The sequence below is a fragment of the Thermovibrio guaymasensis genome, assembly GCF_003633715.1.
Lineage (GTDB): Bacteria > Aquificota > Aquificia > Desulfurobacteriales > Desulfurobacteriaceae > Thermovibrio > Thermovibrio guaymasensis.
Genome location: NZ_RBIE01000008.1, coordinates 1 through 1,750, shown reverse-complemented (window position 1 = coordinate 1,750; position 1,750 = coordinate 1). Strand labels below are relative to the sequence as shown.

The 1,750-nt window shown below is 62.1% G+C and carries 1 rRNA gene; it reads right to left on the bottom strand.

From position 1 onward, the window contains the following. Window positions 1–28: 28 nt before the first annotated feature. Window positions 29–1,615: ribosomal RNA gene (locus C7457_RS08710) — 16S ribosomal RNA — on the bottom strand. Between the last annotated feature and the right edge of the window lie 135 nt (window positions 1,616–1,750).

The window sequence follows — 1,750 nt, the reverse complement described above, 5'->3', positions numbered from 1 at the left end:
GCGGGAACCTGCCCGCCCCTTCTCCATAAAAGGAGGTGATCCAGCCGCAGGTTCTCCTACGGCTACCTTGTTACGACTTCACCCCAGTCACCAGCCCTACCTTCGGCCCCTGCCTCCCCCTTGCGGGGGTTAGCTCGGGGACTTCTGGTAGAGCCAGCTTCCGGGGTGTGACGGGCGGTGAGTACAAGGCCCGGGAACGTATTCACGGCCGTGTAGCTGACCGGCCGTTACTAGCGATTCCAGCTTCATGCAGGCGAGTTGCAGCCTGCAATCCGAACTGGGACCGGGTTTCTGAGATTTGCTCCGCCTCGCGGCTTCGCAATCCCTCTGTCCCGGCCATTGTAGCACGTGTGTAGCCCAGGGCGTAAGGGGCATACTGACCTGACGTCATCCCCCCCTTCCTCCGGCTTATCGCCGGCAGTCTCCCTAGTGTGCCCGGCTTTACCCGCTGGCAACTAGGGACAGGGGTTGCGCTCGTTGCGGGACTTAACCCAACACCTCACGGCACGAGCTGACGACGGCCATGTACCACCTGTGCCGGGTGGGCCCCCCGAAGGGGGCCGCGACCCTGCCTTTCGGCAGGGCTACCCCCGGCATGTCAAGCCCTGGTAAGGTTCTTCGCGTAGCATTGAATTAAACCACATGCTCCACCGCTTGTGCGGGCCCCCGTCTATTCCTTTGAGTTTCAGCCTTGCGGCCGTACTCCCCAGGCGGGGTGCTTAACGGGTTACCTTCGGCACTGCACCCTATCGGGCACAACGCCCAGCACCCATCGTTTACAGCGTGGACTACCCGGGTATCTAATCCGGTTCGCTCCCCACGCTTTCGCGCCTCAGCGTCGGTACCGTCCTCGCTGGCCGCCTTCGCCACCGGTGTTCCTCCCGATATCTACGCATTTCACCGCTACACCGGGAATTCCGCCAGCGTCTTCCGGACCCTAGGCCAGCAGTATCAGAGGCAATTCCCCGGTTGAGCCGGGGGCTTTCACCTCTGACTTACTGGCCCGCCTACGCGCACTTTACGCCCAGTAATTTCGCGCAACGCTCGGGACCTACGTATTACCGCGGCTGCTGGCACGTAGTTAGCCGTCCCTTCCTCTCCGGGTACCGTCACGGGTAGAGGCTATTAACCCCTACCCGCATCGTCCCCGGCGACAGGAGTTTACACCCCGAAGGGCTTCTTCCTCCACTCGGCGTCGCTGGGTCAGGCTTGCGCCCATTGCCCAAGATTCCCCACTGCTGCCTCCCGTAGGAGTCCGGGCCGTGTCTCAGTCCCGGTGTGGCCGGCCACCCTCTCAGGCCGGCTACCCGTCGTAGGCTTGGTGAGCCGTTACCTCACCAACTACCTGATGGGACGCGAGCCCATCCCGAGGCGGCAGCTTGCAAAGCAGAGGCCACCCTTTTCACACAGCCCATGCGGGCCGTGCGCTTATGGGGTATTAGCCCGGGTTTCCCCGGGTTATCCCCCTCCTCGGGGTAGGTTGCTCACGCGTTACTCACCCGTTCGCCGGTCGCCGGCACGGGCTCCCGAAGGAGCCCGCCCGCTGCCCCACGACTTGCATGTGTTAGGCACGCCGACAGCGTTCGCGCTGAGCCAGGATCAAACTCTCCAGCGAAAATATCGCTAAAAAGCTATCTGGCTCTATCTCGCAAGGCTTTCACTGAAAACCTGCGGAACACCTCAATTGAAAGCCTAAGTAGGCTTGCTCTCTCTCCGCAGGTGCGTGTCCCTTATTCTCCTGTCAAAGACC